The 21,027-nt window shown below is 75.2% G+C and carries 19 protein-coding genes and 1 tRNA gene; 9 read left to right on the top strand and 11 right to left on the bottom strand.

All coding sequences use genetic code 11. The features are described 5' to 3' along the window. Positions 1 to 6: 6 nt before the first annotated feature. Complete coding sequence (locus tag AB7J25_RS18005) at positions 7 to 159, top strand: RpiB/LacA/LacB family sugar-phosphate isomerase (RefSeq protein WP_428510504.1); 153 nt, start codon at positions 7 to 9, stop codon at positions 157 to 159. A gap of 1 nt (position 160) precedes the next feature. After that, positions 161 to 961 carry an Fpg/Nei family DNA glycosylase gene (locus AB7J25_RS18000; RefSeq protein WP_428510502.1) on the top strand — a complete coding sequence of 267 codons (801 nt, stop codon included), beginning with the start codon at positions 161 to 163 and terminating at the stop codon, positions 959 to 961. 126 nt (positions 962 to 1,087) lie between these two features. On the opposite strand, the gene AB7J25_RS17995 is transcribed toward AB7J25_RS18000, so the two are convergent. Next, positions 1,088 to 1,852 (bottom strand): hypothetical protein, encoded by a 765-nt coding sequence (locus AB7J25_RS17995; RefSeq protein WP_428510500.1) that lies wholly within the window; start codon positions 1,850 to 1,852, stop codon positions 1,088 to 1,090. A 135-nt stretch (positions 1,853 to 1,987) separates the two neighbouring features. Here AB7J25_RS17995 and AB7J25_RS17990 point away from each other — a divergent pair, with 135 nt between their 5' ends. Then, positions 1,988 to 2,170: a hypothetical protein gene (locus AB7J25_RS17990; RefSeq protein WP_428510498.1), complete on the top strand. Its 183-nt coding sequence runs from the start codon at positions 1,988 to 1,990 to the stop codon at positions 2,168 to 2,170. 509 nt (positions 2,171 to 2,679) lie between these two features. On the opposite strand, the gene AB7J25_RS17985 is transcribed toward AB7J25_RS17990, so the two are convergent. Then, complete coding sequence (locus AB7J25_RS17985) at positions 2,680 to 3,666, bottom strand: sigma-70 family RNA polymerase sigma factor (protein WP_428510496.1); 987 nt, start codon at positions 3,664 to 3,666, stop codon at positions 2,680 to 2,682. A gap of 146 nt (positions 3,667 to 3,812) precedes the next feature. On the opposite strand from AB7J25_RS17985, the gene AB7J25_RS17980 reads away from it, so the two are divergent. Next, a complete protein-coding gene (locus AB7J25_RS17980; RefSeq protein WP_428510494.1) occupies positions 3,813 to 4,232 on the top strand; it encodes an allophanate hydrolase-related protein in 420 nt (139 codons plus the stop codon). A gap of 8 nt (positions 4,233 to 4,240) precedes the next feature. On the opposite strand, the gene tsaA is transcribed toward AB7J25_RS17980, so the two are convergent. From tsaA to AB7J25_RS17965, 3 genes are all read right to left on the bottom strand, one after another. Continuing rightward, entirely contained in the window at positions 4,241 to 4,654 is a 414-nt protein-coding gene (tsaA, locus tag AB7J25_RS17975; protein WP_428510492.1) for a tRNA (N6-threonylcarbamoyladenosine(37)-N6)-methyltransferase TrmO, read from the bottom strand. Positions 4,655 to 4,794: 140 nt separating this feature from the next. Then, positions 4,795 to 5,139, bottom strand: coding sequence for a DUF4180 domain-containing protein (locus tag AB7J25_RS17970; RefSeq protein WP_428510490.1), 345 nt, complete (start codon positions 5,137 to 5,139; stop codon positions 4,795 to 4,797). Positions 5,140 to 5,223: 84 nt separating this feature from the next. Beyond that, positions 5,224 to 6,621 carry a M23 family metallopeptidase gene (locus tag AB7J25_RS17965; RefSeq protein WP_428510488.1) on the bottom strand — a complete coding sequence of 466 codons (1,398 nt, stop codon included), beginning with the start codon at positions 6,619 to 6,621 and terminating at the stop codon, positions 5,224 to 5,226. 400 nt (positions 6,622 to 7,021) lie between these two features. Between AB7J25_RS17965 and trpS the strand changes: the two genes are divergently transcribed. Then, positions 7,022 to 8,014 (top strand): tryptophan--tRNA ligase, encoded by a 993-nt coding sequence (gene trpS, locus AB7J25_RS17960; protein ID WP_428510486.1) that lies wholly within the window; start codon positions 7,022 to 7,024, stop codon positions 8,012 to 8,014. Positions 8,015 to 8,018: 4 nt separating this feature from the next. Here trpS and AB7J25_RS17955 read toward each other — a convergent pair whose 3' ends face one another. The 6 genes from AB7J25_RS17955 to AB7J25_RS17930 form a co-directional block, all read right to left on the bottom strand. After that, positions 8,019 to 8,399 (bottom strand): hypothetical protein, encoded by a 381-nt coding sequence (locus AB7J25_RS17955; protein WP_428510484.1) that lies wholly within the window; start codon positions 8,397 to 8,399, stop codon positions 8,019 to 8,021. A 752-nt stretch (positions 8,400 to 9,151) separates the two neighbouring features. After that, entirely contained in the window at positions 9,152 to 10,579 is a 1,428-nt protein-coding gene (gene rox / locus AB7J25_RS17950) for a rifampin monooxygenase (RefSeq protein ID WP_428510482.1), read from the bottom strand. A 588-nt stretch (positions 10,580 to 11,167) separates the two neighbouring features. Then, positions 11,168 to 11,241: transfer RNA gene (locus AB7J25_RS17945), tRNA-Pro, on the bottom strand. 54 nt (positions 11,242 to 11,295) lie between these two features. Then, positions 11,296 to 12,174, bottom strand: coding sequence for an alpha/beta fold hydrolase (locus AB7J25_RS17940; RefSeq protein ID WP_428510480.1), 879 nt, complete (start codon positions 12,172 to 12,174; stop codon positions 11,296 to 11,298). A gap of 69 nt (positions 12,175 to 12,243) precedes the next feature. Then, the gene (locus tag AB7J25_RS17935) at positions 12,244 to 13,278 is read right to left on the bottom strand and encodes a hypothetical protein (protein ID WP_428510478.1); all 1,035 of its coding nucleotides are present in this window, start codon (positions 13,276 to 13,278) and stop codon (positions 12,244 to 12,246) included. Between the two features lie 123 nt (positions 13,279 to 13,401). After that, on the bottom strand, positions 13,402 to 13,899 hold the full coding sequence (locus AB7J25_RS17930; protein WP_428510476.1) for a hypothetical protein: 498 nt from the start codon (positions 13,897 to 13,899) through the stop codon (positions 13,402 to 13,404). A gap of 121 nt (positions 13,900 to 14,020) precedes the next feature. Between AB7J25_RS17930 and AB7J25_RS17925 the strand changes: the two genes are divergently transcribed. From AB7J25_RS17925 to AB7J25_RS17910, 4 genes are read left to right on the top strand one after another with little or no spacing between them, the layout of a single operon-like run. Continuing rightward, a complete protein-coding gene (locus AB7J25_RS17925) occupies positions 14,021 to 14,986 on the top strand; it encodes a FeoB small GTPase domain-containing protein (protein WP_428510474.1) in 966 nt (321 codons plus the stop codon). Next, on the top strand, positions 14,983 to 16,575 hold the full coding sequence (gene feoB / locus AB7J25_RS17920) for a ferrous iron transport protein B (RefSeq protein ID WP_428510472.1): 1,593 nt from the start codon (positions 14,983 to 14,985) through the stop codon (positions 16,573 to 16,575). The genes AB7J25_RS17925 and feoB overlap by 4 nt, the downstream gene beginning before the upstream one ends. Further along, the gene (locus AB7J25_RS17915; protein ID WP_428510470.1) at positions 16,575 to 16,874 is read left to right on the top strand and encodes a FeoC-like transcriptional regulator; all 300 of its coding nucleotides are present in this window, start codon (positions 16,575 to 16,577) and stop codon (positions 16,872 to 16,874) included. The genes feoB and AB7J25_RS17915 overlap by 1 nt, the downstream gene beginning before the upstream one ends. Further along, a complete protein-coding gene (locus AB7J25_RS17910) occupies positions 16,871 to 21,001 on the top strand; it encodes an HAD-IC family P-type ATPase (protein WP_428510468.1) in 4,131 nt (1,376 codons plus the stop codon). The genes AB7J25_RS17915 and AB7J25_RS17910 overlap by 4 nt, the downstream gene beginning before the upstream one ends. Positions 21,002 to 21,027: the final 26 nt, after the last annotated feature.

The raw sequence follows: 21,027 nt of genomic DNA, 5'->3' as shown, positions 1-21,027 counted from the left end.
GTCGGCATCGGGGCGCGCCAGCACACGGAGGCGGAGGCGTTCGCGATCGCGGAGGCGTTCCTGCGCACGCCGTTCTCCGGCGAGGAGCGGCACGCGCGGCGGATCCGGCTGCTGGACCAGTGGGAGAGCACCGGGGTGCTGCCCGGCGTCCAGACCTGACGTGCCGGAGGGCCACACGATCCACCGGCTCGCCCGGCAGCACCGCCGCCGGTACGCGGGCCGACCCGTCGCGGTGTCGAGCCCGCAGGGGCGGTTCGCGGCGGGTGCCGCGATCGTGGACGGCCGTGTGCTGGAGGGCGCGCAGGCCCACGGCAAGCACCTGTTCCACCGGTACGGCCCGGACCTGGTCGTGCACGTCCACCTGGGCCTGTACGGGAGGTTCTCCGACGAGTGCCTGCCGGTGCAGACCCCGTGGGGGCAGGTGCGGATGCGGATGGTCGGCGAGACCCACTACGCCGACCTGCGCGGCCCCGCCGCCTGCCAGCTGATCACGGACGCGGAGGCGAAGGCGATCCGTGCGCGCCTCGGCGAGGACCCGCTGCGCCGCGACGCCGACCCGGACCGGGCCTGGGCACGTGTCTCGCGCTCCCGCGCTCCGCTCGCGACGTTGCTCATGGACCAGGCCGTCGTCGCCGGGGTCGGCAACGTCTACCGCGCCGAGGTGCTGTTCCGGCACGGGCTGTACCCGCAGCTGCCCGGCCGCGCGCTGACCCGCGAGCGGTGGGACGCCACCTGGGCGGACCTGGTGGCGCTCATGCGGGACGGCGTCCGCCGCGGCACGATCGAGACGCTGCGTCCGGAGCACGACTCGCTCCTGCCGGGAGGCCTGGGCAGCGCGCGGAAGGTGTACGTCTACCGCCGGGCCGGCGAGCCGTGCCTGGTGTGCGGCACGCCCATCACCCACGGCCGGCACCTCGCGCGCAACCTCTTCTGGTGCCCGACCTGCCAGCCCGAGGGTTGATCCGGTCCGCTGGCACATGCCGTCGCGGGCTGGCACACACCGCGGTGTCGTCGCACACAGCGCCGGCGGTGTGTGCCGTCGCTGCGGAATATGTGTGACCTGTGCAACGGGCCGCCGGCGCGGCGGTCAGAAGTCGAAGCCGCCGAAGTCGAAGCCGCCGCCGGCGTCCCCCATGTCGCCCATACCCGAGCCCATGTCCCCCATGTCGCCGCCCGCGTCACCGGCATCGCCGCCCGCGTCCCCGGCGTCGCCCGCGGCCATGCCGTCCTGGAACCCGTCCGCGTACGCGACGCCGGACATCCCGCTGAACATCGCGCTGAACAGCAGCATCGACCCGACACCCCACGCGCCCGCGACGAGCGCCGGCTTCCACCAGGGCTCGGAGTACCAACCCTGGGGCACCGGCCGCCCGGCGACCATGCCGCCGGGGTAGTAGTGCGAGTTCCGGCTCGACGGCACCGGGGACGCGCTGTAGGAGTGCCCCTGCACCTCGACGTCGCGGCTCTCGCTCACCGCGCCCGCCTGGCGCTGCCCGGGCAGCTGGGGGAGGTCGGGGCCCGGGTCCATGCCCATCGCGGTGCGTGCGGCGCGGACGTAGTAGAGGCCCTCGTAGGCGGTCTGGGTGACCTGGTGCGTCTGCTCGACGCTTCGGGCCTGTTCCAGCTGCGAGCCCGCCGCCGTGTACCGCTCGGCGGCGTCCGCGAGGGCTTGCTTGGACGCCTCGTCCGTGCCGACGAGGTTGAGGACCTGGCCGCCGAGACGTTCGACCCAGCGGCGGGCTTCGGAGCGGGCGTCGTCGAGCTTCCGCGCGTTGCCCGCCTGCGAGCGACGCACCAGGTACACGACGCCGCCGACGACGGCGATCAGCAGGATCAGCGTCACGGGATCCACGGCCTGTCCACTCCCCACCGGGCCACAGCGGCCCGTCACTTTACCCAACGTATGCAATCCCGGCGACGTTCCCTGGACCCCACCCGAGCGTGTCCGGGCTCGGAAATGACAGGGGTGTGATTTACCCTCGGGTGCATGGAGCGATCCGAGGGCCGTCCCGACACGGGCACCGTCACCGGCTGGTGGACCTGCGCCGACTGCGGCGCCGACGCCGAGCTCTCCGGGCTCGACGCCGGCGGCGTGCAGGTGCGCTGCCCGGACTGCGACGGCGTCATGGTGCAGCTGTGGAGCTGGGACGTCGCGGCCCAGGCCGCCTGACCGGGACGCCGGCCTCGCAGACCCCGCACCCGCCCCGCAGACGCTGCATCGTCTGCGCAGCGTGCCCGAACCCTGCGAGGCGGGCTGTGCGAGCCGATCCGAGTCACTGATCGGCCCGGGACGAGCCGATCAGCGCTGGTCCGCGCCGGATCGCCGAGGTCGGGAAGCCCGGCGACGACCGGCGCCGACGCCCGGCGGGTGCGCCGATCCGGGGGCGTGGATCCATCCGGCAACGACCGTCGTCGCGACCGTCGTCGCAACCGGGCGGCGACGCCGGGTCGGACGCCGAGTCCGGGCCGGCGGGCTCGCGCAGCGCCACGGCTGGCCCGGCGCTGCGGCAGCGCCACGGCAGGCCCGGCGCCCGATCCACCCAGGCGCGTCGAGCCAGAGCCGTGGCCGACCCGGCACAACAGGAACGACCGGCAGCGACCCGGGACTGCGAATCGGACCCAGGCCGGGGGACCGCCCCCGACGGCAGCCGAGGACCCCCCGACGCAGGCCGACCGGTGTCAGGCGTCGAGCGTCGCCGGCAACCCGAACAGGGGGAACAGCGCCTGTGTGTCGAGGAACGAGTTGATGCCCGTGATCGTCGTTCCGTCCGTCTCCAGCACCACCAGCGCCCAGGGTTCGAACCGCCCGTCCACGCAGCGGTACTGGCCGAACGCAGGCGAACCGTTGGCGGCGGTGGGCACGACCCGGGAACCACGGCATCCCATGCCGGGGCCGAGCATCCACCGGGCGACCTCGTCCGGCCCGACGATCCACAGCGCGTACGGCGGCATCGAGAGCACGACGTCCTCGTGCAGCAGTTGCGCGAGCGAGGTCATGTCGTAGCGCTCGAACGCCGCGATGTACTTCGCGACGAGCGCGCGCTCCTGCTCGTCGAGCTCCTTGGCCGGGGCGGCCGCCGGATCGATCTCGGCGAGCGTGGCTCGGGCCCGCTGGAGCGCGCTGTTGACCGACGCGACCGTGCTGCCGATGAGCTGCGCGACCTCGGCGGCCTTCCAGCGCAGGACGTCGCGCAGGATCAGCACGGCGCGCTGGCGCGGCGGCAGGTGCTGCAGTGCGGCGATGAACGCGAGCCGGATCGTCTCGCGCTGGACGGCGAGCTCGGCGGGATCGCCCGACTCGGCGACGACCGCGCCGTCCGGCATCGGTTGGATCCAGGTGGCCTCGGGCAGCGTGGGACCCGGCCCGGTGGGTTGGACGCTCGCGGGCCCCATCTCCATCGGCCGGGCACGACGCTGGGCGCTGCCCACCATGTCCAGGCACACGTTGGTGGCGATGCGGTAGAGCCAGGAGCGCACCGAGGAGCGTCCCTCGAACGAGTCGTACGAGCGCCAGGCCCGCACGAACGTCTCCTGGACGGCGTCCTCCGCTTCGAAGGAGGAGCCGAGCATGCGGTAGCAGTAGGCGATCAGCTCGCGGCGGTGACCCTCCAGTTGGAGTTCGAGGCCGGACGCCGTCGCGCGATCGGGCGAAGTGGTCTGCGGCACGTGGCACAGGGTAGGGGAGGGGTCCGACAGTTTCCGGTCGCGATTCACTCCGTCTCGGCCATCGGTAGCGTCGATTGTCGACAATTAATCCCGTGTTCACCGATGACGCCATGATCGATCACACCCCGCCCCTAGCGTCACCAGCCGTGACGGCGATCGCCTCCCCGGACGACGGCGTTCTGCTGGCGGTCGCGGGGGCCCACCTGACGGGCCAGCCGCTGCACGGCGACCTCCTCGTCCGGGGCGGGCGCCTCGCCGCCGTCACCCGCACCGCGGCCGTCTACCGGATGGTCGCGTTGCCGCGCTGTCCGGGCGTGCCGGTGCCGCGGCCCGGCCTGATCCGGGACCCGCTCGCGGGCGCCGCCGTCGAGGTGGAGGTGTACCGGATGCCGGTGGACGCGGTCGGATCGCTGCTGCTCACGGTGGCTCCGCCACTCGCGATCGGGACGGTCACGCTCGCCGACGGCACGGACGTCGCGGGCTTCGTCTGCGAGGGCTACGCCGCCGCCGACGCGCCCGACATCACCCGCTACGGCGGCTGGCGCAGCTACCTCGCCTCCCGGTGAGCCCGTGATCAGCGCTCGTCGCCGAGCACCGGCTTGAGGTCCAGGACCGGCGTGCCGTCGACGGCCTCGCAGCCGCTGACCCGCAGCCGCGTCCCGTCGACGGCGAGCACCCGCACCCGGTGCAGACCGATCGGGTTGGGCCGGTCCGGGGAGCGGGTGGCGAAGACGCCGGTCTCCGGTCGTGCGGGGTCGCCGCGAGGGTGGACGACGAGCGTGTCGCGGTCCGCCCGGTGCAGCCAGGTGAGCAGCAGGAGGTCTGCGCCCGCTTCGATGCCGCGCAGGCCGTCGGCGACCGCGGTGTCGAACTCCAGCGTCACCTCGGGCGCGCCCTCGTCGCCCTGCTTCGCCGCGGCGGCCGGGTCGGCCACCGGGGAGGTGACACGGCCGACCGCACGCAGCTCGGTCGTCGGCGGGTTCGTCACCGCTCCAGAGTGGCGGAACGGCGGCCGGTCGGGGTGGGCGGGTCCGGCCTCCCGGGAGAGGTCGGACCCGCCGCACGGCACGGGTCCGGATCACAGGGACGCCGCGACGGCGGCTACCCGCCGGCAGCGCACCGCAAACGTCAGGTGGCGCGGGTCACACCGAGCCGCCGCTCGAGCTCCGCGTCGTCGGCGACGAACCAGAGTTCCCGGCCGCGGTTGGCCTCCCGGATCCAGTCCGCGAGGGCACCGTCGGCCGCCACGTCACCGACGATCACCAGGCGCAGCCGGTAGTTCACGAACTTCTGCACGACCGCCCCCGCCACGCCCGTGCGCAGCCGGAAGAACTCCGGGGACACCCGCGCCACCGGTACCACGACGACCTCCGCGCCCGTGCCCAGCGCGTCCCCGATGATCGCGAGCGCGCTCTCCTCGTCGGCCAGCGCAGGCCCGTCGAGGGGGGCGCGGTGGATGCGGGTACCGGTCATGGCTCCAGTCCAGCAACCAGCCCTCGCCGGGACAACGGGTTTCCGGGCCTCCCGGACTCGATCATCGGGCGGCGCGGGCCAGGCTCAGGGCCCGGCCGGACCGACCGCGTCGCCGCGGCGGGGGTCGGGGACCGGCACGCCGTCGAACAGCATCGGGAACGTCCGGATCGTCCGGTCCGCGACGTCGAAGGTCGGGGTGTTCTGCACCTGCAGGTGCAGGTGCGGCTCGTCGGAGTTGCCGGAGTCACCGACCCGGCCGATCACGTCCCCACGCCGCACGACGTCCCCGGGCCCCACCGCGATGCTGCCCTGCTGCAGGTGGCCGTAGAGGACGTGGTGGCCGCCGCCGATGTCGAGGACGACGTGGTTGCCTGCCATGGCCCGCCAGGTGCGGCCGCCGACCGGCGCGTCGGGATGGCCGTCGACCACCTCGGTGACCCGGCCGTCCGCCACCGCCAACACCGGCGCGCCGAAGACGGCGTAGTCCTCGAGCCGGCTCCCGTCGCCGCGGTGGGTGCGGCCGTCGACGAACCGCGCGATGTCGACGGCATCCCGCTGCACCTGGAGCGAGCGATGGGCATTGACCAGCGTGGCACGTCCCCCCGACAAGACCGTCCACTCCCCGGCGAGCGGGACGCCGATCCGCACCGGGTTCGTCGGCGGTGCGGCGATGAGGACCAGCTGTGCGGCAAGGACGAGCGAACCCAGCGCTACCAGGGTGTTCGTCGCGGCCGATATCCGGCGCCGGGGGAACGCGGCGAGGACGGCGGTGGCGACGAGGCCGGTCCAGAACATCGCCGAGAGCACCTCCTGCGCGCCGGGGGCCACGACCCGCCAGAGGAACGACGTTCCGGCGAGCTCGGCCACGCCCGCCATGACGAGCAGGAGGAGCACGTTCCCGGCTTGCCGCGCCCACGGCGCGTGGGTGAGCCGGCGGGGCTCGGCGTCGCGGCGTCGGATCCGCCGGACCGCCATCACGACGGGCGTCAGCACGGCGAGGACGAGCATCGCGACGAACACGTCGCCCGCCTGGAAGGAACGCGCCCCGGCGACCAGGACCGTCACCGCGCCGACCAGCTCACGGCGCCCGAGCAGCGCCCGGGCGCCGGTGTCGCGGAAACCGGCGAACCGAGCCAGCACGACGCACGCCGCGGCGCACGTCGCGAGCAGGGCGTGCCCGGCTTCGACGGGGACCCGGCCCAGCAGCAGGTCCATGCCGCTCAGGACCGGCACGAACGCGGCGGTGCCCAGGAGCGCGACCAGCACGGTGCGCCGGGTCGCGACGACGCCGTGGCGCCCGTCGTCCGGGGGCAGGCCGAGCATCACGAGGCCGCCCAGGACCGCGACGGCGGCGAAGCCCGGCAGGCCGGTCGGGGTGAACGTGGTGAGCAGATACCAGGCCGCGGCGAGCAGGCCGAACAGGCTTGTCCGCAGGGCCGTCCGGGGTCCCCGCGGCCTGCGCGTCGCCGTGGTGGCCGTCATCGCCGCCTCCCGGCCGGTGTCGTCGCGACCAGCGTCGCGTGGCGACGGGCGGGACGGCAGGGGCGTCCGCCCCGGGCGGTGCGGGCCTGACGGTGCGCGCACCTGACGGCCTTTCGCCCAGCACCGGTCGACGGCTCGAGCCGGGATCCTGCGGACGCCCGGTCGGCGACGGGCGCGATCCCCGGTCGGCCTCGGCGCCGGGTAGTACGGTCCGCTGCACTCCCGACCCGACGTCGGCCACGTCCGGTAGCCTCGGCCCCATGCGCGTGACGTCCAGCTGGCCCCGCCCCTAGGGCGGCACTTCTCGTCACCGCGACACCCCATCCGCGGCCGCCCGATCCGGGCGGCCGTTCGCGTGTCCGGCCCGGCGCGGGCGGCTCCTCGCACCCTGGAGCACCTCATGTCCCGTGCCCTCACCGGCATCACCCCGTCCGGCCGCCTGCACCTGGGCAACCTCGTCGGCGCGATGCGTCCGATCGTCGCCGCGCAGGAGGTCGGGTCGGGTCCCGACGACACGATCGCCTTCATCTCCGACCTGCACGCCCTGACCCTCGACCACGATCCGGCGAAGGTGCGGGAACGCACCTTCGAGTTCGTGACCCTGCTGCTCGCCGTCGGGGTCGATCCGGGGCGCGCCGTCCTCATGGTGCAGTCGCACGTGCGCGAGCACGTCGAGCTGCACTACCTGCTCGAATGCGCCGCCGGGTTCGGCGAGGCGCAACGCATGATCCAGTTCAGACAGAAGTCGCGGGGCCGCGACCACGTCCGGCTCTCGCTGCTCACCTATCCCGTCCTGATGGCCGCCGACATCCTGCTCTACGGCGCGGCCGAGGTGCCGGTCGGCGACGACCAGCGCCAGCACGTGGAGCTGGCCCGGACGGTGGCCGAGCGGTTCAACGCCCGCTACGGCGAGGTGTTCATCGTGCCCAAGGCGGTGCATCCGCCGGTTGCGGCACGGCTCGGCGACCTGGCCCGACCCGCGCGGAAGATGAGCAAGACGGCGCCGCCCGGGGCGGGGGTGCTGCACCTGCTCGACACGCCGGACGTGCTGCGCCGCACGATCGCCCGCGCCGTCACCGACTCCGCGGGCACCGTCGCCTACGACCCCGTCGGGCGGCCCGGCGTGTCGAACCTGCTCGCCGTGCTCGCGGTCTGCAGCGGCAGCACCCCCGAGCGGCTCGTCGGGGAGTACACGCGCTACGGCGACCTGAAGCGCGCCACCGCCGACGCCGTGATCGCGACGCTCGCACCGGTGCAGGCGCGCTACGCCGAGCTGGCCGCCGATCCGGGACACGTGCGCGAGGTGCTCCGTGACGGGGCCGCACGGGCGTCGGCGATCGCCGCGCCCACCGTCCGGGCCGCGCGGGAGGCGATCGGGTTGCTGGCGGCCTGATCCCTCAGCGGGCAGCCTCGACGAACGGCACCATCGCCCGGTCCAGATCGAACACCGGCTCGAACGTGATCGTCACGGCGTGGCCGTAGGTCAGGCTGTGGTGCAGTTGGTAGGCGGCGAAAGCGTCCGGGTCGTCGACCTCGATGAGGGCGTACCCGCCCCAGCCGGTGCCGAGTCCCTGGCGGTGGGTGACGCCCTTCTCGACGCCGCCCCAGTTGCCCGACCGCGCGAACGTCGCGAACGCCTCACCCCACGTCCGGTCGAGCTCCTCCTTGGTCACGCCGTCGCGGTACACGAATCTCTGCAGGTACAGCTGGCCCATGACGTCCCCCCTGTCGATCTGGGCGGCGGCTCGGGCGGACGCCGAGCCGCGCCGGGGGGCCATGCTCCTCCGCGGGGGTGGCTCCGGACAGCCGCCGAACGACGGGCCCGGGGCGGTGGACGCCGCCGTCGCGGGCCGGGTGGTCGGCGGACGGCGTATCCGACGTGGACCTGGGTCGATCCGACGAGGCGTGGCGGCGGTAGGGCGCTGGCCGCGGGGTGGGGGTGCCGGGTGGGGCGGGACTGGCGCCGCCCGGCGGGGCGGGTGCTGCCCGGCGGGGGCCTGGGGTGGCGGGTGGGCCCGGCGGGGCGGGGCCTGCAGGGCCCTCGCATGCCGTGCACATGCTTCGCAGGGGCTGCGGCGTCTGCGAGGTGTGGCGAGGCTCTGCGAGGTGTGGCGGGGCTCTGCGAGGCCGCCCGTCGGGGTGGGGCTGTCCGGCGGACTGCGGTCTGCGGCGCCGCCTCGCAGACTGTGCACATGCTTCGCAGGGGCTGCGGCGTCTGCGGGGCGCGGCGGGGCGCTGCGGGGTGTGGCGGGGGTCTGCGAGGTGTGGCACGGCTCTGCGAGGTGTGGCGGGGCTCTGCGAGGCCGCCCGTTGGGGTGGGTGTGCCCGGCGGACCGTGGTCTGCGGCGCCGCCTCGCAGACCGTGCACATGCTTCGCAGGGGCTGCGGCGTCTGCGAGGTGTGGCGGGGCTCTGCGAGGAGTGGCGCGCCTCCGCGAAGCCGCCCGCCGCCCCGCCCGCCGCCCCGCCCACCGCCGCATGCACCGCCCGCGCCCACCGCCCGCCCGTCGGGAGACGGGCGGGAAGCGGGTTCAGCCCGTGGGGGCCCCAAACCACCTGGCGAGCCGGCCGAGCATCTCCTGCTGATCCTCGCCGACCCACGCCACGTGGCCGTCCGGGCGCAGCAGGGCTGCGGGCACGTCGAGCTCCTCGCTGACGTCGACGACGTGGTCGACCCGGTCCGCCCAGCCCGCGACCGACAGCCGGCCGGTCTGGTCGAGCAGCAGCCCGCGTCCGCCGTGCATCAGCTGGTAGAGGCGACCCCGTTTCAGCCCGACGTCGCGCAGCCGGCGGCCGACGAGCGGGTGCTCGTCGCCGAGGTCGTAGCGGATCCCGATCGCGGTGAGCTTCTCGATCAGGTATCGGTTCACCTCCTCGAAGTCCATCAACTCCGACACCAACCTGCGCACGGCCTGCGCGCCCGACTCGGTGGACATCAGCTCGGCCTGTGCGCGGGTGTTGTCCAGCACGTCGGCGGCCACCGGACGCCGTTCGGTCCCGTAGGTGTCCAGCAGCCCGTCCGGTGCCCAGCCGCGAACCTCGCCTGCCAGCTTCCAGCCGAGGTTGAACGCATCCTGGATGCCGAGGTTGAGGCCCTGCCCGCCCATCGGCGGATGGACGTGCGCCGCATCGCCCGCCAGCAGCACCCGGCCGACGCGGTAGCGTTCGGCGAGCCGGGTGGCGTCGCCGAAGCGGGACAGCCAGCGCGGGGAGTGCACGCCGAAGTCGGTGCCGGCGTACCGGTGCAGCTGCCGCCGGAAATCCTCGAGGGTCGGCGGGACCGAGCGGTCCGCGGCAACACCGTCCGCCGGCACGACGACGCGGTACGCACCACCGTCGACGAGCGGTCCGACGCCGAACCGCAGCTGGGACCTGCGGACCTCGGCCACCACGGCCGCGACCGTCTCCGGCGACGCGGTCAGCTCCATCTCGCCCAGCAGCGTCTCGGTCCGGGACGGCTCGCCCGGGAAACCGACGCCGAGCAGCTTGCGCACCGTGCTGCGCCCTCCGTCGCAGCCGACGAGGTGGCGCGAGCGCAGCCGGCTGCCGTCGGCCAGCTCGGCGGTCACCCCGTCGGCGTCCTGGCTCAGCCCGACCAGCTCGCAGCCGCGCCGGATCTCGGCGCCGAGCTCGGCGGCGTGCTCGGCCAGCAGACGGTTGGTCACGGGCTGCGGGATGCCGAGGACGTACCCGTGCGCGGTGTCCAGCTCGGGTGCCGGTTTCGGGATGGCGGCGAAGAACCCGGCGACCGGGAAGCGCCTGCCGTGCGCGAGGAAGCGCGCCAGGAGGCCGCGCTGGTCCATCACCTCGATGCTGCGCACGTGCATGCCGAGCGAGCGGACGACCTTCGTCGGCTCGGCCTCCCGCTCCAGCACGACCACGTGCAGGCCGTGCAGCCGCAGTTCGGCGGCCAGCATCATGCCGGTGGGCCCGCCGCCGTTGATGATCACGTCGAACAAGAAGAACCCTCGTTCCCGTATCGGTGTATGCGTATCGTGAACCGTGATTTCTGCGCCGGATCCGGCGTCGGCCGCAGATTCTGCGCGACGACCGGGGTCTTGCCGCAAGCCCCCCGGTGCGCTATAGGTTGAGAGTGGCGGGAGGTGGTCGGCCTCTTGTCGTGCAACAGGTGCACCGCATCGTGGGCGGCCCGTCGCCGGTCAGGGGTGCATGTGCCCTGGCTGCTGGCCGATGGTCCACCGCACGGAAGCCACTCACGGAAGCCGAGCGGACGGCGCCGCGAGAATGACGCACGGCGCCATTTCGCAGATTTCGGTTCATCGGATGGGCTCGGGTTTCTGATCCGAGGCGTTCTGGCGGCGGTGGGCCGCGTTCGCACGCACCCGGCGTCGCTCACACACACCGCGGACGGTGTGTGCGAGAGCCACGGGGTATGTGTGAGGGCCCCGGGGTACGCCGGGGGCGCGAGGAGCCATGCAGTGCCTGGCCCGGCGCCGCCAGACGTGCGCCGCAGACCGTGCGCCGGCGGCGCACCTCGCGTCAGCCGCTTCCGCTGCCGGGACCGCAGAGATCGATCATCGAATCTGTCGGGGTGGCGGGATTTGAACCCACGGCCCCTCGCTCCCAAAGCGAGTGCGCTACCAAGCTGCGCCACACCCCGTGCGGCGAGTGTAGGCGGCCGCTCCGCCGCACCCTACGGATATCCGCACCTCCGTCACCCAGCCGGTGACGCAGCGTCGAGGATCTCGCCGATCCGGGCATGGATGGAGATGTGGCCGACGCCGGGGAGCCGGTGGAGCCGGCCGATCCCCTCGGGCAGGCGGGCGACGATGTCCTCGGCGTGGTCCATCGGGACCATCTGGTCGGCCTCGCCCTGGAAGACGTGCACGGGGACCGTGATCGCCGACCAGTCGATGTCCCACGGGGAGCTCCACAGCCGGTACTCCTCGATCACCCCGGCGGGGCCCTGGCGCATCGACTCGACGAAGAACGCCATGACCGCCGCCGGGTCGGCTCCGTCCAGCGCGGCGCGGTCGGGCGGGGCGAGCTCGTCGGCGAACTGCTCGACCGTCATCGCCGGGACGTACCGGGCGGCGAGCTTCATCGCGCGCAGGGTCCACGCGGCGCGCGCGGGCCGGTGGTGGACGAGTTCGAGCAGCTGACGGTCGGAGGGGGCGAGCCCGTCGAGGGCGGCGGGGCGGTCGCCGATCGGGCCGGCGCCCGCCATCAGGGCGACCCCGGTCAGGCGCGGTCCGCAGCCTGCCGCGCAGGCCAGCGCGTACGGGCCGCCGCACGAGTAGCCGACCACGGCGAACTCCCGGATCCCCAGGGCATCGGCCAGGTCGCCGAGCTCCCCGGCGTACCCGCGGAGCGTCCGGCCGGGCAGGGGGTCCGAGCCGCCGATGCCGGGGCGGTCGGGGCAGATCACCCGGATGCCCCGCTCGACGGCCGGTGCGTGCGCGAACTCGTTGCCGAGCCGGCAGGCCGGTGTGCCGTGGAGCAGGAAGACCGGGCGCCCCGCCGGGTCGCCGTGCTCGGCGAGCGTGACCCGCCGCGACCGCACGCCGACCACGGACTGCAGCAGGTGGTCCATGCCCCGGAGGCTAGCCGCCGTCCGGTACGCGCGTTGTCGGCTGCACGCGCCGACGCGCCGGCCGGGTCCTCAGGCCGCGGCCAGCAGCGGCGCCGGGGTTCCGAACAGCCGCCCGTACGGGGCGACGATCCGGTCCGCACCGAGCATCGCAGTGCTCAGCCGGTCGTGCAGGGCCCGCCACCGCTGGTGGGCGCCCTCCAGGCGGGTGACGGCCCGGTCGAGCTCGGCAGCGGCGGAGCTGCGCTGGGGGACGTCCGCCCTGGCGGCGGTGAGGCTGTCCCGGTGCTCGATGTTCGGGGCGTCGCAGGCCACCGTGAACCGGTGGTGGGTCTCGGGCCACAGGGCGTTCTCGGTGTGGCGGCGGAAGGTCCGGAACGCGTCGCGGCGGGTCGTCGCGACCAGCCTGAGCAGGAGCGTGGCGCGCCCGAGGGCGGCGCGGGCGCCGTCCAGTTCGGCGACCGCCGCGGTGACGTCGTCCTCGCGGAGGGCCTGCGTCGCGTCCCGGACGGTGTGCGCCAGCCCCGCGAACAGCATCACCTGGGCCTGCAGGGCCCGCAGGAACGTGTACTCGTCGTGCTCGGCGGACACCGGGAGCGCGGACAGCGCGAACCACGGACCGGGCTGCCATGCCAGCCCCAGGGCCGGGTCGACGTCGGCGACGAACCGGGCGGCGTGCGCGACCCGCAGCTCCCGGGTGCGCGCCTCGCAGCGGGCGGTGGCGCGCCGCTCGTGGCGGACGACGTCGGCCATGAGCAGGGCGGCCATGCGCTCGTGATCGAGCCCGTGGTCGTCGCGGATGAGCTCCAGCAGCGGTAGCGCGAGATAGGCGGGACCGCGGAAGCGGTCACGGCGGCGGGCGAGGACGGCGTCGAGATACGCCTCGAGGAACCTGTCGTGGGCGCTGCGGCGGAGCGCATCGAGTTGGGTCAGCAGGTCCCGGCCAACGTGGTGGCGGCCGCGCCGCAGCACGTCCGCCGCGACGGCCTGCGCGAGCGGCAGACCGTCGGCGAACGGACCCGCGCGACGGAGCCGGTCGATCTCCCGGTCGATCTCCCGGTCGATCACCGGGGCGAGCGGGACGGCGGTGCGGGCGGCGGCTGACATCGGGGAACTCCCAGCGGGACGGTGGCTGTCCCGTCCAGGCTCCGCGCACGGGCCCGCGGCCACGAGGGGGCGGGCACGACACCCGCAGGGGCGCGCACCCGCTCCCGGGTGGGGTTGTCCCCCCTATGCCTCCGCCTCCTTCCGCTCGCCCGCGTCGCGCGTCGTCGCGCGGGCGACGGCCGTGCCGATCCCGATCGCCACGGCCACCGGCCAGCTGATCGCGCCGAGCGCGGCGGTCGCGGCGAGCCCCGCGTAGAAGAGCACCGGCGCCGAGGGCAGGACCTTCCGCGTCCGGCCCGCCGCGTCGCCGATACCGCGCGCGGTCTCGCCCGCCGCGCCCGCCACCCCGCGGGCCGCGCTCGCGACGCCCGCCGCGGCAGTGCTCACGGCGCCCGTCACGGCGTCCTGCCCCGGGATCCTCGGCAGCTGCGGCGCCCGGACCTGCGCGGTCACCAGCGGAAGCTCGATCGTCACCGAACGCGGTGCTCCGTCGGCCTTCCCGCCCGCCTTCTCCACCCCGACGGCCGTGTCGACCGGCTCGTCGACCGGCTCGTCGACCGGCTTGACCACCGGCTTCACGGCGCGGGTGCCAGCGTGTGCGCGTCCCGTCCTCGTGCTCATCAAGGGACTTTCGGCGCCGAGGTGCGGACCGGTCGGGACCTGTCCGGACGCCCTCCCCGGATCGACAGTAATGAGGACAGCCTCACGTAAACGACGTGCGGCCTACCCTGGAGGTGGCGGCGTGACTCCGCGCGAGCAAGCAAACGAGTCTGGAACGCTCGATGCGCTGGTCCCGGGCGACCGGGCGGCGGTCACCGCCATCGCGGGTCCTGACGACGTCCGGCGCAGGCTGATGCAGATGGGCTTCGTGCCCGGCACGGTCGTCGACGTGGTCGCGACCGCCCCGCTGGGCGACCCGCTGGAGGTGGCGCTGCGCGGCTACCGCGTCGCCGTGCGCAGGACCGAGGCCGCCTGGGTGAGCGTCGGCGCGGCGCCGCAGCAGGAGGAGGACGTCGCGCCGGTGCGCCACCCGGTGACCCTCGACGGCCCTGGAGCGGCCGGGCCCCGGCCCCGGCCCCACCGGCTGCGCGACCGCCTGCGCCGCAGGCACCGCCGGGCCGCCGCCCCGAGCTGCCACGACCATGGCGACCATCCGCTGCAGCGGCAGGCGGGCGAGGTCGTCGTGGCGTTGGCGGGCAACCCGAACACCGGCAAGTCCAGCCTCTTCAACGCCCTGACGGGCAGCCGCCAGCACGTCGGGAACTGGCCGGGCAAGACGGTCACCCGCTCGGTGGGGATCCACCGGGTCGGGGACGTGACGCTGCGCCTGGTGGACCTTCCGGGGATGTACAGCCTGCACCCGGCCTCGCCCGAGGAGGCGGCGGCCGAGGAGTTCCTGGTCTCCGGTGAGCCGGACGTCGTCGTCGCGGTCGTCGACGGCACCAACCTCGAACGCAACCTCTTCCTCGTGCTGGAGCTCGCCGAGCTGGGCCTGCCGCTGATCGTCGCCGCGAACATGGCCGACGTCGCCGCCCGGCAGGGCAGGCCCGTCGACCGGGCGACGCTCGCCGCCGATCTGGGCGCCCCGGTCGTCGCCACGGTCGGGCGCACCGGGGCCGGCATCACCGAGCTGGCCGACGCGATCGTCGCGGTGGCCACGCCGCACGCGTCCCGCGAGGACGCTTCCGCCGGGGAGGCGACATCGTGAAGACCCTCGTCGACTACGGCCCGCAGATCGAGGCCGAGCTCGCGGCCCGCGACGCCGCCGAGTCCCGCTGGACGGCCATCCGCAGGTTGGAGGACGGCCGCGCGACGGACGCCGACGTCGCCCTCACCATGGCCGAGCGCCGCTTCACCCGCGCCCACGAGCTCGCCGCGCGCGCCGTCGCGCCGTCGTCCACGCTGCACCGCTTCGGCGACCGGGTCGATCACATCGTCACCCACCGCATCGCCGGGCCACTGGTCCTGTTCGCGGTGATGTGGATCGTGTTCCGCCTGGTCACCGACGTGGCAGCACCCTTCGTGGACTGGATCGACGCGACCCTGACCGGCGTCGTCGGGCCCTGGCTGTCGGCTGTGCTCGGCGCGATCGGGCTTGGCGGCACCTGGGTCGAGGCGCTCGTCGTGGACGGGGTGCTCGGCGGCGTCGGCGGGATGCTCGCCTTCGTCCCGGTGATCACGATCCTCTACATCGTGCTCGGCATGCTCGAGGACACCGGGTACTTCGCCCGGGCCGCCTACCTCGCCGACAAGGCGCTCGCCCCGGTGGGGCTGCCCGGCAAGAGCGTGCTGCCGCTGGTCGTCGGGTTCGGCTGCAACGTGCCCGCGCTGCTGGCCACCCGCGTCCTGGAGCGCAAGCGCGACCGCCTGCTGACGGCCCTGCTGGTGCCGTTCGTCAGCTGCACGGCCCGGCTGCCGGTGTTCGTGCTGCTCGCGAGCGTGCTCTTCCCCGGGTGGGAGGGCAGTGTCGTGCTCGGGCTGTACGTGCTGAGCGTCGCCGCGGTGTTCGCCGTCGGCCTCGGGCTGCGGCACACGCTGATGCGCGGCACCGAGCGGGCGCCGTTCGTCCTGGAGCTGCCGCCGTACCGGCGCCCGTCGTGGCGCACCGTGTGGATGCAGACCCGGCAGCGCACCGCGTCGTTCATCCGCAAGGCGGGCACCGTGATCCTCGCGGCGTCGATCGTCGTCTGGTTCTTCCTGGCGATCCCGGTGCGCGGCGACGGCACGTTCGGCGACGTCGAGCTCGACGACAGCCTGTTCGGCGCGACCGCGGAGTCCATCGGCGTCGTGTTCACCCCCGCCGGGTTCGCCGCGCCGGAGCTGTCCGGAGCGTTGGCGGCGGGCTTCGTCGCCAAGGAGATCGTGGTCTCGACGATCTACCAGACCGTCGGCGGCGAGGAGGAGGCCGCGGCGGAGGAGGCGACGCCCGGTCTGGTCGAGGGCCTCGCCGAGATCGGGATCGGGTTCGCGGAGGCCACGCGCGATGCCGTGCTCGCGATCCCCGGCATCGTCGGGATCGACCTGCTCGGCGCCGACGATGAGACGGCGACGGGCACGCTGGCGGCGAACCTGGAGCAGGTCTTCGCCGAGGCCAGCTGGGGGCACCCGCAGGCCGCGGCGATGGCCTTCATGGTCTTCGTGCTGCTCTACGTGCCGTGCGTGGCCACCGTCGCGACGCTGGGGCGCGAGTTCGGCAAGCGGTGGGCGCTGTTCAGCGTCGGGCTGAGCATGGCGGTCGCGTGGGTCGCGGCCGTGCTCACGTTCTGGGCCGGGGTGGCGCTGGGCGGTGTGTTCTGATGACGCTCACCGACCTGCTCCGCGAGATCCACGAGGCGGACGGCCCGATCACCTCGCTGGCCCTGGCCCGGCGGCTGGGCGCCGACCCGCAGACCGTCGCGGGCATGCTGGACTGGCTGCACCGCACCGGCCGGCTGGCCGCACCCGCGTGCGACGTGATCGACCCCGCGGCGTGCTCGGTGTCAGGGACGTGCGGGAGCTGCCCGTTCGCCACCCCCGACCCCGGGCGGCGCTACCTGCCGCTCACCCCGGTGACCCGCAGCGGCCCGGATGACGAGAGGACGGACGACCCGCGATGAGGCTCCCCACGTCCCTGGCGGCGTTCTCGCCGGTCGGCGCGTTGCGCGTGCTCCGCGACACCCTGCTGCCCGGGGCGCGGCCGGTCTGGTCGGGACCGGGACGGCTGCACGTCGCGGTGCGCGGCGTCCCCACCGACGCCCTGGACGGCTTCGCCGCCGATCTCGGCGAGCGGGTCGGCGCGGTGCCGGGCGTGCAGTGGGCGGGGCTCGACCAGGGCTGCGGCCGGCTCGTGGTGGCGGCCGAGGGGGACGTCGGCGAGGCGGTGATCGCCGCGGTGGAGGCCGCCGAGGCCGCGGCGGGTGCGGACGGCCCGTTCCCGACCACGGTCGAGGACCACCCGGCCGACCGTGCCGGGGTGGCCCGCCACGCCCTGGAGGCCGCGGCGGACGTGGCGGCGGTGGCCACGGCCGTCACGGCCAGGGCACTCTCGCTGCCGGCCCGGCTGCTGCCGATCGATCCCGCGCCCGTGCTCGGCCTCGTCGCGAGTTCGGAGCGGCTGCGCGCCCCGCTGGAGGGTGTGCTCGGCCGGCCCGCGGTGGGCACGGTGCTGAACATCGCGAGCGCGGCCGTCAACGGCGCGGAGCAGCGGTTCGTCGCGCCCGCGGTCGACCTGGCCCACCGGGTGCTCCTGGTCCGCCAGGAGGAGTCGCGCGGCGCCACGTTCGACCGGCTGGAGCGCAGGCTGTACCCGCAGGCGCCCGCCGGTCCCGCGGTGGCGCCGCCCGTGCACGGCCGCCCGGTGCCCCTGCCGCCGGGGCCGGTCGAGCGCTACGTCGAGCAGGACCTGGTCGCGACGCTCGCCGCCGCGGCCGCCACCGTGCCGCTGTCCGGCCGCGCGCAGCGGGCGAGCAGCGTGCTCTCCGTCGGGGTGCCCAAAGCCGCGCGGCTGGGCCGGGAGGCGTTCGCGTCGGGGGTCGTCGAGTACCTCGGGCGCTGCGGCGTGCTGGTCGTGGCGCCGCGACCGGTGCGCCTGCTCGACCAGGTCGATCGCGTGGTCGTCGACCCGGCCGTGCTCGGCGAGCTGGACGACGCGGTGCTCGCGGCCGCGCAGGAAGCGGGCGTGGAGGTCCTGCTGCTCGACCCCGACGACGCCACGCCCGTGCCGGACCGTGCCGGTGTCGTGCGGGCCGCGGAGGCGCTCGCGGCCGTCGCGACGCTCCAGAAGGAGGGCCACGTCGTCGCCCTCGTGGCCGGGCCCGGGGAGCCGGCGCTCGCCTCGGCCGATCTCGGCGTCGCGGTCGCCCGGCCACCCGAGCCGGTGCCCTGGCACGCCGACCTCGTCGCCCCTGACGGCCCGCGTGCCCTCGCCGCGCTGCTCGGGTCCGCGGCGCTGGCCCGCACGATCAGCCGGCACTCGGTCCTGCTCGCGCTGGCCGGCACGGCCGCGAGCGCGATCACCACGTTCGGCCTGCCTCGCCGGGGCACCACCGCGCTCGTCCCGCCGACCGTCGGCGTGGACATCGCCGCGCTCGTCGCACTCGCCCACGCCCGGATGTCGACGGCCCGGCTCGCGGTGCCGAAGGGGCCCGCCGTGGCCCCCGGCGAGTGGCACCGGCTCGCCGCGGGCGAGGTCCTGCAGCGGGTGGGGAGCAGCGCGTCCGGGCTCGACGCGGCCGAGGCCGCGCGGCGCAGGCCGCCCGTGCAGGCCGAGCCGTCCGTTCCGGCACAGCTGCTGGCGCACCTGGTCGAGGAGCTGCGCAACCCGCTCACCCCGGTGCTCGCGATCGGTGCGGGGCTGTCGCTGGCCATCGGGTCCGTGCTGGACGCCGCGATGGTCAGCGCGGTCGTCCTGGCGGACGCGGCCATCGGCGCCGTCCAGCAGCTGCGCGCCGAGCGGGCGATCGCCGCACTGGACCGGGTCGCCGCCCAGGTCGTGACGGTGCACCGCGACGGCCGCGTCGAGACCGTACCCGCCGCCGACCTCGTCGTCGGCGACGTCGTGCGGCTCGACACGGGCGAGGACGTCCCCGCGGACTGCCGCATCCTGGAGGCCGACCACCTGGAGACCGACGAGTCCGCGCTCACCGGCGAGTCCCTGCCCGTGCCCAAGTCCGCGGAGCCGACCGCCGCCGAGGCGCTCGGGGACCGGGTGAGCATGCTCTACGCCGGCACCGCGATCGCCGCGGGCCGGGCGACGGCGGTCGTCGTCGCGGTCGGTGCGGACACCGTCGCCGGGCAGGCCGCCGCCACGGGCGCGGCCCCCCTCACGGGCGTGGAGAAGCGGTTGGAGGCGCTGGCCGCCCGCGCCACACCGGTCGCGCTGCTCGCGGGCGGGCTCACCGTCGCCGCGAGCCTCGCCCGCGGCCGTCCCCTTGCCGAGACGCTCGCCACCGGCGTCAGCCTCACCGTCGCCGCCGTGCCCGAGGGGCTGCCGATCCTCGCCACGGCCGCGCAGCTCGCGGGCGGGAAGCGGCTCGCGCGTCAGGGGGTACTGGTCCGCACCGTGCGGTCGGTCGAGGCGCTCGGCCGGGTCGACACCCTGTGCCTGGACAAGACCGGCACCCTCACCGAGGGGGTGCTGCGGCTGCACGCCGTCCACGACGGGGAGTCGCTCGCCACGGTCGGTCGCCTGGACTCGTCGCACCGCGCGGTGCTGGAGACCGCGCTCACGGTCTCCGCCGCCACGCCCGCGGACCGGCGCCGCCCCGGGAGCACCGACGCCGCCGTCGTCGAGGCGGCCAAGGCCGCCGGCATCGACGCGCCGCCGCGACCGACCGCCGAGCTCGCCTACGAGTCCGGGCGCGGATTCCACGCCGTCGCCATCGGGGCGGAGGCCGCCGTAGTCGGCGCGCCCGAGACCGTCCTCGACCGGTGCGTCCGGGACGGGGACGGGCCGCTCGACCGGGATCGCCTGGAACGCGTGGTCGACGCGCTGGCAGGCGACGGGGGCCGCGTGCTCGCCGTCGCGCACCGCGTCCTCGAACGCGCGGCCGCGGACCTGCCCGAGGACCTCGGCGGGCTGCGGTTCGCGGGCTACCTCGTGCTCGCGGACCCGCCGCGGCCCGACGCGCGCCGGGCCGTCGAGACCCTCATGTCCGCTGGCGTGCACCCCGTCGTCGTCACCGGGGACCACCCGGCGACGGCGCGCTGGCTCGCGGCCGAGGTCGGGATCATCGACGGGGCCCGCGAGGTGCTGTCCGGGCCGGACCTCGACCGGCTCACCGACGACGAGCTGGACGCGGTGCTGCCGGACGTCGCCGTCTGCGCGCGCGTGACGCCCGCCCACAAGGCGCGGCTGGTGACGGCGTTCCGGCGGCTGGGCCACGTCGTCGCCATGACCGGGGACGGGGTGAACGACGCCGCCGCGATCCGGCTCGCCGACGTCGGCATCGCCCTGGGCGGGTCGTCCACCGCCGCCGCCCGCCGGGCCGCGGACGTCGTGCTCGTCGACGAGAGCATCGACGGCATCGTCGACGCCGTCGTCGAGGGCCGGGCGCTGTGGGTGGCCGTGCGCGACGCCGTGGCGAACCTTGTGGGGCACAACTACGGCGAGATCGGCGTGATCACCGGGGCGAGCCTGCTCACCGGGACGACCCCGCTCACCGCCCGCCAGCTGCTGCTGGTGAACCTGTTCACCGACACCGTCCCCGCGCTGACGATCGCCATGCGCCCGCCGCCCGACCTCGACCCGGAGACGTTGCTCGCCGAGGGCCCGGACCGCTCGTTCGGCACGGCGCTCACCGACGCGATCGTCGTGCGTGGCATCGCGACCGGCATCGCGGGCGCGGGCGGGTACTTCACCGGTCGCCTCACCGGGACCGTGAGCAGGGCCCGCACGATCACGCTGCTGTCCATCGTCGGTGCCCAGCTCGGCCAGACGATCCTGGCCCGGCCCAGGGACGTCGTCGTCGTCGGATCGTCGGTCGGGGCCGCCGCGATCCTGCTCGGCATCGTGGAGACGCCGCTGCTCAGCCGCCTGTTCGGCTGCACGCCGTTGGGGCCGGGGGGCCTGCTCACCGCGGGCGCCTGGTCGCTCGCGGGCACCCTGCTCGTGCCGGCGCTGCCGCCGGTGCTGCGGTCCCTCCGGGGGCGCCCGGACGTGGCCGTCGCGGTGGCGCCCACGCGGTCGCTGGAGGAGGCCACCACGGCCGGTGCGCTGCGGGAGGTGATGGAGGCCGTCCGCTAGCGGCCCGATCGCCACCCGGGGCTCCG

This window comes from Pseudonocardia sp., assembly GCF_050246655.1.
Lineage (GTDB): Bacteria > Actinomycetota > Actinomycetes > Mycobacteriales > Pseudonocardiaceae > Pseudonocardia.
The sequence above is the reverse complement of the archived record's forward strand: the minus strand, read 5'-3'. Positions and strand labels throughout refer to the sequence as shown.